General features: G+C 60.5%; 6 protein-coding genes. All 6 read right to left on the bottom strand.

Annotated features, from left to right (window positions below; all coding sequences use genetic code 11):
* Positions 1-636 precede the first annotated feature (636 nt).
* From pepN to PMI21_RS15745, 6 genes are read right to left on the bottom strand one after another with little or no spacing between them, the layout of a single operon-like run.
* Positions 637-3,294 carry an aminopeptidase N gene (gene pepN, locus PMI21_RS15720; protein WP_007937786.1) on the bottom strand — a complete coding sequence of 886 codons (2,658 nt, stop codon included), beginning with the start codon at positions 3,292-3,294 and terminating at the stop codon, positions 637-639.
* A gap of 10 nt (positions 3,295-3,304) precedes the next feature.
* Positions 3,305-4,135: a DUF2797 domain-containing protein gene (locus tag PMI21_RS15725; RefSeq protein WP_007937783.1), complete on the bottom strand. Its 831-nt coding sequence runs from the start codon at positions 4,133-4,135 to the stop codon at positions 3,305-3,307.
* On the bottom strand, positions 4,132-4,392 hold the full coding sequence (locus tag PMI21_RS15730; RefSeq protein ID WP_007937782.1) for a YeaC family protein: 261 nt from the start codon (positions 4,390-4,392) through the stop codon (positions 4,132-4,134). The genes PMI21_RS15725 and PMI21_RS15730 overlap by 4 nt, the downstream gene beginning before the upstream one ends.
* A 30-nt stretch (positions 4,393-4,422) precedes the next feature.
* On the bottom strand, positions 4,423-5,295 hold the full coding sequence (locus PMI21_RS15735) for a rhomboid family intramembrane serine protease (protein WP_007937781.1): 873 nt from the start codon (positions 5,293-5,295) through the stop codon (positions 4,423-4,425).
* Positions 5,292-6,266 (bottom strand): metallophosphoesterase, encoded by a 975-nt coding sequence (locus PMI21_RS15740; RefSeq protein WP_177318286.1) that lies wholly within the window; start codon positions 6,264-6,266, stop codon positions 5,292-5,294. Before PMI21_RS15740 ends, PMI21_RS15735 begins: the two co-directional genes overlap by 4 nt.
* Positions 6,263-7,153 (bottom strand): NAD(+) kinase, encoded by an 891-nt coding sequence (locus PMI21_RS15745; RefSeq protein ID WP_007906781.1) that lies wholly within the window; start codon positions 7,151-7,153, stop codon positions 6,263-6,265. Before PMI21_RS15745 ends, PMI21_RS15740 begins: the two co-directional genes overlap by 4 nt.
* Positions 7,154-7,179: the final 26 nt, after the last annotated feature.

The following is a 7,179-nucleotide window of genomic DNA, read 5'->3' as shown; positions in this document are numbered from 1 at the left end:
CATGGCCGGGGGCGGCTAACCCGGCATCCATGCCGGGTTACCCACTGCGCAGAACCTCCACTCGGCCTCTCGAGGGGGCGGTGCGTCAAAATCAAAAGCAAGGCGGCCTACCGGCCGGCCTGATCTCACGTGCACGCATTTCCCTGTAGGAGCTGTCGAGCGAAGCGAGGCTGCGATCTTTTGATCTTGCATTTGCTTTGCTTTGCTTGGCTTTGGCTTTGGCTTTGGCTTTGGCTTTGGCTTTGGATCTTGATCTTGATCTACCCGCCCCTTCGGGAGGCTGAGTGGAGGTGTTCATCTGGGGATTGGCGCGCAGCGCCGTTCGACGCAGTCGAACCCATCGCATGTAGGTCGTAGCGAAGCAGACCGTAGGGCGATGCCCCCAGATGGATACCGGAGCGAAGGAACGCCGAGCCTTAGCGAGGAGCCGGACGCTTGGGGCGAGCGTTTTTTGCTTCCTTTTTTAGGCGCTTGTAAAAAAGGGAGTCGCCGTAAGGGCGAAACCATAAGTAGCCGTTACCGCAGAAATGGATATGTACTTGGCCAGCAAACTACAGGTCGGCTATCAGGCCGCCATCGCGAGCAAGCCCGCCCCCACAAGGTCCGAGTGAACACTTGAGGGAGCAGGCAACCAGATCAGGCCAGGCTTTTGCTGACCACTTCGTACACGTCGCTGGACAGCTGCCCCGAAGCGAGAATCCGCTCCAGTTCGCCTTTCATCAACGCCTGACGGGCGCTGTCGTACTTGCGCCAGCGCGTCAGTGGTGCCAGTTGGCGAGAAGCGATCTGCGGGTTAAAGCCGTTGAGCTCAATCACCAGATCCGCCAGGAACCGATACCCGGAACCATCCGCCGCGTGGAAGTTGATCAGGTTCTGCCCGGCAAACGCACCGACCAGTGCACGCACCTTGTTCGGGTTCTTGATGTTGAACGCCGGGTGTTGCATCAAGGCTTTGACCCGCGCCAGACCGCCGGGCAATACACTGCCGGCCTGAACGCTGAACCACTGATCCATGACCAGCGGATTGTCCTTGAAGTGCTCGGCGAAGCTCGCCAGAGCCTTGGCTTTCTGCTCTTCGAACGGCGAATTCACCAGCACCGCCAACGCGGTCAGGCGCTCGGTCATGTTGTCGCAGCTGTCGAACTGCTCAAGGGTCGCGGCCAGCACTTCTGGTATATCGCCGAGCATCAGGTACGACAATGCAATGTTCTGCAAGGCGCGACGGGCAAAATGCTCGGCCTCGGCCACATACGGCGTCTGCTTCGACAGTTCGCGATTGGCCTGATAACGCAGCCACAGCGCATCAAACAGGTTGTCCGCCAATTGCTTGCGAGCGAATTCGCGAGCCGTGTGGATGGCCTCGACATCAGCCACTTCGCTGATTTCGGTCAGGTACGCTTCACTCGGCAGAGAGAGCATTTCCGCAACCATCGCCTGATCCAGCGTCTCGTCGGACAGCACGGTACGCAGCGCTGCAATCAAACGCTGATCCAGCACCAGCGCCTCGCCCTTCTGCTGCTGGGCGATCAGCTCTTGCAGCACCTGCACCGACAATTGCTGACCGGCATCCCAACGGTTGAAACCGTCGCTGTCATGCTGCATCAGGAACATCAGTTGATCGCGGTCGTACGGGAAGCTCAGTTTCACTGGTGCCGAGAAGCCGCGCAGCAACGAAGGCAGTGGCTTTTCAGCAATGTCGACGAAGGTGAAGGTCTGCTCGGCCTCAGTCACCGAGATAACCCGCGAAGTGCCCTGAGCGCTGGCTTCACCGGACAGACGCAACGCAATCGCCGCGCCTTTCGAATCAAGCAGACCCAGTTCCACCGGAATCACGAACGGCAGTTTTTCCACCTTGTCCGGGGTTTCCGGGCAGCTCTGGCGGAAGGTCAGGTTGTAGGTTTTCGCTGCCGCATCGTAGGACTCACTCACTGCCAGGCGCGGTGTGCCGGCCTGGCTGTACCAGCGCTTGAACTGGGTCAGGTCGACGCCATTGGCATCTTCCATGGCCTTGATGAAGTCATCGCAGGTCACTGCCTGGCCGTCATGGCGTTCGAAGTACAGGTCGCTGCCTTTGCGGAAACCGTCGGCCCCGAGCAAGGTGTGGATCATGCCGACCACTTCCGAGCCCTTTTCGTACACGGTCAGGGTGTAGAAGTTGGAAATCTCGATGAAGCTGTCCGGGCGCACGGCGTGGGCCATGGGGCCGGCGTCTTCGGCGAACTGGTGGGTGCGCAGGTACGCCACGTCCTGAATGCGCTTGACCGTGGCCGAGTTCATGTCGGCAGAGAATTCCGAATCGCGGAACACGGTGAAGCCTTCTTTGAGCGACAGCTGGAACCAGTCGCGGCAGGTCACGCGGTTGCCCGACCAGTTGTGGAAGTATTCGTGGGCAACGATCGCTTCCACGCGCTGGTGCGCAGCGTCGGTAGCGGTTTCGGCGCGGGCCAGCACGGCGCTGGAGTTGAAGATGTTGAGTCCCTTGTTTTCCATGGCGCCCATGTTGAAGTCGTTGACTGCAACGATCATGAAGATGTCCAGGTCGTACTCGCGACCGTAGACCTCTTCATCCCAGCGCATGGACTTCTTCAGGCTGTTCATGGCGTGCTGGCACTTGTCGATGTTTTCCGGCTCGACGTAAATGCGCAGCGCCACGGAGCGCTCGGTCATGGTGGTGAAGCTGTCTTCGACGCACCACAGGTCACCGGCCACCAGCGCGAACAGGTAGGCAGGCTTCTTGAACGGGTCTTCCCAAGTCGCCCAGTGGCGGCCGTCTTCGCCGGGACCCGAGGCAATCGGGTTGCCGTTAGACAGCAGCACCGGATAGCTGTGCTGCTCGGCGACCACCGTGGTAGTGAACGTGCTCATCACGTCCGGGCGATCGAGGTAATAGGTGATCTTGCGGAAACCTTCGGCCTCGCACTGGGTGCAGAACATGGTGCCGGATTTGTACAGGCCTTCCAGGGCGGTATTGGTTTCCGGGTGGATCCGGACGCTGGTGTCGACCGTAAAGCTGGTGGCGGTCGGGTGCAGGGTCAGATGATTCTCGGTCAGCTGGTAGTCGGTGGCGCTCAGCGCCTGGTCGGCCAATGTCACCGACAGCAGCTCGAGTTGCTGGCCGTCGAGCACCAGCGGCGGCAGGCCCGGGCCACGTTCAGGGTTGCGGCGCATCACCAGTTGCGCATGGACCAGGCTGTGGTCCTCGAACAACTCGAAGGTCAGGTGCGTCTCGTCGATCAGGTACTCGGGCGCCTGATAGTCCTTCAGGTAAATCATCTTCGGTTGTTCGGTGCGCATGCTGGAGTCCTTACTGATGCACGGCGAGCTGGTAGGCCGTGTATTTACGAATATTGATCACGCCGGTGTCGAAAATCAGGTATTGGCCCTTGATCCCCAACAGCGTGCCTTCGGCAATCGGGTTCTTGTCCAGGTTGAAGCTGACAATCTTGGCCGGGTATTGCTCGACCGGATAGCGGATTTCCAGAGGTTCGACATCGGTAATCGTCTGGATTGCCTGTAGGCCGAATCGCTCCTGCAAACTGTGCAAACCTTCGGCGCAGCTTTCAAACAGCTGATCGCGAACCTGCGTCAAGTCCACCGATACCGCATCGCCCTTGAGTAAAGCACGCCAGTTGGTCTTGTCGGCGACCTGGCTGCGGAACAGGTCTTCGACGAAGCCCGACTGCTGACGGGTCGAGACGCGCACGATCGGCAAGGCCTGGCTGGCGCCCTGATCGAGCCAGCGGGTCGGCAACTGGGTGGCACGGGTAATGCCGACCTTGATCCCCGACGAATTGGCCAGGTAAACCACATGGTCGGTCATGCAGAACTTCTCGCCCCACTCAGGCTCCCGGCAAGTGCCGGCGTCGTAGTGGCAGCGCTCCGGGCTCATGATGCAGATGTCACACTGGGCCAGTTTGGTCATGCACGGGTAGCAGTAACCCTGGCTGAAACTGGTTTTGGTCTTGCGTCCGCAATGGGTGCAGTGGATCGCCCCCAGGTATTCCAGGCGCACCGTGGTGCCGATCAATGGATTGACCGGCACCTCTACGTCGCCCAGACGAAAAGCGTACTGCACGTTCGGCCCGTCCAGGCGCGCCGACATTTTGCTGATTGCACCGCGGCCAATCTCGATCAATGGATGGCATCCGACTTGAACAGAATATTCGGCACTTCGATCGACTTCGACGCGCACTCCTGCGGGCCCATGTAGCCGGTGCGCTGTTCCTCGGGCAGGTTTTGGATTTCCCAGGCGATCATCGCTTGCAGGGACAGTTCGCGCTGCTCGGCGGTGAGCTTGCCACCGTCGGACCATTTGCCGATTTCCACCGCCAGTTTCAGGCTCTGGTAGATATCCGGGGTGATGTTTTTGATCATTTCGTTAAAAGAGGACATCAGGGTCTCCGCGCTCTCTATTCACATAGCTTATTTAGACGTCAGTTTACGGCGGTTGAACAAGCCGCCCAACAAACCGGTAAAGCATCCGATGAGTAACCCGCCAACGTGGGCCGCGTTGGCAATCTCGCCGAAGCCGATCATCGAGACCAGCCCCGACAGGCACAGCAGCAGCCACACCAACATCATCACCAACACCCCACGAGGCAGGCGATAAGCCGGGTTCGGCGACAGGACCTGGAAGATCCAGCAATGCCCGAGCAGGCCGTACAGCACCCCGGACAACCCGCCAAACAGGGTCGGGCCGCTGAAAAGGAACTGCGCATAGTTGGACACCAGGCTGAACAGCAACGTCAGGCCGATCAGGTTGATGCTGCCCTGACGCGACTCGATGCGCCGCCCCAGTTCCCAGTACCACATGCCGTTCATGGCCAGGTGCAGGATGCCGAAATGGATCAGCATCGGCGTCACCAGACGCCACCACTGCCCCGCCGCCAAGCTGTCGGCCAGTGGTGTGAAATGGATGTATTCGCCAACCACACGGAAATCGAGGAAGGTCAGCCAGCGCATCGTCTCGAGGTTTTCGCCCAGCAGCGTCACTACGCCGACGATCAGGCTCAGCAACAACACGAACGCCGTGGCCTTGCTGTGGCGCAACTGCTCGACAAAACCCGGACGCTGCAGGGTCGGCGCCACCGGGATATCCAGTTGCTGATCGGGGTCGCCGGCCGGGAAGCGTTCGTACAACGAGCGCACGTCTTCGCTGATGCTGGCTGGTACCCACAACACCTGCTCGCCCGCCTCTTCGCTGACCCGATGGGGCACTTGCATGCGCTGCAGCAGTTTGACGAACCCGCTCAAATCCACCGCCAGCGGCAGACGCAATACCGCCACCGCCGTCATTGCAGTAACTCCGGCCGCTCGACATCGACCCAGACAAATTTATGCGGGTCGAGACGGGTTTCCTGATCCAGACGATAAGCGACCAGCTTGCCGTAGAGCACCGCGCTGTAATCCAGGCACGCCAGGTTCGGGCGGATCGGCGCCGGTTTGCCGCTGCGCCAGTAGTGGCCGACGAACAACATCGGCTCATCGATGCCGTAGCGCAGCAGATTGTCTTTTTCGCTGGATGACAGCGGCGTGCGGGCCACCGGTTCAGGCAAGGCGTCGGGCTGGAACACAATGTCTCCGTAGGTTTGCGGGTCGTCTTCCCAGAATTTGGTGCGGAAGAAGGAACGGGTCAGGCCGTCACCGCTGGTCATGGTCAAGCCGTGGGGCAAGCGCATGTCGGTGCCGCGCAACAGGCGATCGAACACAGTGCAGGCGAAACTGCCCGGCACCGCGGAGGCCTGGAGGAAATGCTCGTCGATGCACCCGTCAGGGAACAACCCGCGCAACGGTTCGATCAGGCTGGCATCCCAGCAGGCATGCACCACGCGGAAACGCCCGGCGTCGACGAACAATGGCAGCTTGTAGAACCATTGCAGGAAGTCATGCCATTCCTCGGGATGATCCTCGAACTGGGTCAGGGTTTCCTTGAGCAGGCGCGCGTGGCGCGGCGTGTGTTCGCGCACGAACTGTTTGCCGCTACCCGGCAGCGCCGGCGTGCTCCAGCCGAGGGCGTTGAATTCATGGTTGCCCATGATGCACAGCGCCTGGCCGGCCTCGACCATGTCGTGGACGATGTGCAGCGCCTCGCGAATCCGCGGGCCGCGGTCGATGATGTCGCCGAGGAACACCGCCATGCGCGACGGATGTCGCCAGACACCCGCCTGTTTGTGGTAACCGAGCCGGTCGAGCAAGTGCTCAAGGGTCAGAGCGCAACCGTGCACGTCACCGATCAGGTCGTAGCTACGCGCGGGATCGAGCATCAGTCGCCTCCACCACCCAACTTGCTGCCCCAGCCGAGCTTGGTCCGGCAGACTTCGTAGTAGTTGTGGTCGAGTGGGTGAATCAGCCGCAGCTTCTGCGCTTTCTTGCTGATGGTGATGGTGTCACCGGGCGCGCAGGTGAAGTGGTTCTGCCCGTCACAGGAGACTTGCGGGTAAATCTGCATATCTTTGGACACGACGATTTTCAGCTCACTGTTGCCATCGACCACGATCGGTCTACCCGACAAGGTATGGGGGTACATCGGCACAATCACAATAGCGTCGAGCTTGGGATGCATGATCGGGCCGCCCGCCGACAGCGCGTAGGCGGTCGAACCGGTGGGCGTGGCGACGATCAGGCCGTCGGCCTTCTGGCTGCAGACGAACTGGCCGTCGATGTAGAGCTCGAACTCGATCATCCGCGTCGATTTGCCGGGGTGCAGCACCACGTCGTTCAGCGCATCGCCCTGGCCGATGGCCTCGGCGTGGCGCCGGACTTCGGCTTGCAGCAGGAAGCGGTTTTCCACCAGATAGTGGCCGTCGAGCACTTCGGCGACTTTGACTTCCAGCTCATCGGGGCGAATATCGGTAAGGAATCCCAGGCTGCCACGGTTGATGCCGAGCACCGGAATATTATGCCGGGCCAGCGCCCGGGCAGCGCCCAACAGGCTGCCGTCACCACCGACCACAATCACCATGTCACAGACTTCACCGAGCATCTTGCGCGACGAAGTTTGCAGGCCATGGCCCGGCAGGACTTCGGCGATGGTGTCTTCGAGGATCACGTGCAGGTGACGATCGAGCAGAAACCGTTTCAGTCGGCGGACGGTATCCAGCACCTGAGAACTGCCCAGGCGACCGATGATGCCGATATTACGAAATTGCTCCATGGGGCTCCTATTGGGACGCGGCGGCC

Origin of the sequence: Pseudomonas sp. GM18, assembly GCF_000282195.1 — a bacterium.
Lineage (GTDB): Bacteria > Pseudomonadota > Gammaproteobacteria > Pseudomonadales > Pseudomonadaceae > Aquipseudomonas.
Note: the sequence above shows the minus strand (reverse complement) of the source record. Positions and strands in the feature narration are given on the sequence as shown.

Excerpts from the sequence above, each read along its gene's own strand:
- pepN (WP_007937786.1), bottom strand. The coding sequence starts at position 3,294 with ATGCGCACCGAACAACCGAAGATGATTTACCTGAAGGACTATCAGGCG.
- PMI21_RS15730 (WP_007937782.1), bottom strand. The coding sequence starts at position 4,392 with ATGTCCTCTTTTAACGAAATGATCAAAAACATCACCCCGGATATCTAC.
- PMI21_RS15735 (WP_007937781.1), bottom strand. The coding sequence starts at position 5,295 with ATGACGGCGGTGGCGGTATTGCGTCTGCCGCTGGCGGTGGATTTGAGC.
- PMI21_RS15745 (WP_007906781.1), bottom strand. The coding sequence starts at position 7,153 with ATGGAGCAATTTCGTAATATCGGCATCATCGGTCGCCTGGGCAGTTCT.